At 29.4% G+C, this 812-nt stretch carries 1 protein-coding gene and 1 pseudogene; both read left to right on the forward strand.

Annotation, left to right across the window (positions count from 1 at the left end):
• Positions 1 to 519 (forward strand): annotated as a pseudogene (locus RBH29_RS17815) (IS21 family transposase); the annotation flags it as partial.
• A partial coding sequence (locus tag RBH29_RS17820) for an ATP-binding protein (RefSeq protein WP_306698355.1) occupies positions 503 to 812 on the forward strand: 310 nt, incomplete at its 3' end. The pseudogene RBH29_RS17815 and the gene RBH29_RS17820, both read left to right, overlap by 17 nt.

Below are 812 nucleotides of genomic sequence, written 5' to 3' on the forward strand. Positions count from 1 at the left end.
AAATATACAGATGACAATGAGCTTGTAATTATAGAACTTGATACAGATAAAGTATTAGGCAAATTTAGAATACCTGTGGATAAAGGAAATCTACTAAAAAACAATGATCACAAAAGAGAAAAAGGAAGCAAAATTATAGACATTATAAATAAAACATCTACTAAATTTTCTAAGCCTGATACGGCAAGAAACTTTATGGAACTTATTCGAAAGGAAAAGCCAAGATATGTAAGGGATCAAATTATGCTAATTCAAAAAGCAATAGAGGAAACTTCTTTAAGTAGCATAGACAAGGCTTTGGAGTTTTGTTTGAAAAATAAACTTTATAGAGCAACAGATTTCCAAGATGCAGCAAACCATTATCAAAAAGAAAACCTAATTGAAAGTAAAGATTCTTGTGAAAAAGAGATATGCCTAAACGAAGAAGATATTGAAAAAATAAAAATTAGTCCTAAAATACGTGACATGTCTGAATATGTAAGTGCACTAGGAGGTAATAATAATGCAAATGACAATTGAAAATGTTAGAACAATGCTAAAAACAGTTAATCTTTATACTGTTGCAGAAAAAATAGAAGAAATTTTAAATGAGTCTTTGAAAGAGTCCATATCATATGAAAGGTTTTTGGAAAACTTTCTTCAATGTGAAATAGAGGGACGTCAAGAAAAAAGATTTGAAAGAAATATAAAGCAGGCATCCTTTCCTGAATACAAGACTCTTGATGAATTTGATTTAACAGAGCAACAATCATTAAGCAAAAGGCAATTTAATCAGCTTAAGGAACTTAGTTGGATAGAGCAGGGTTATAATT

It is taken from the genome of Herbivorax alkaliphila (assembly GCF_030848475.1).
In the GTDB taxonomy this organism is placed as follows: Bacteria; Bacillota; Clostridia; order Acetivibrionales; family Acetivibrionaceae; genus Herbivorax.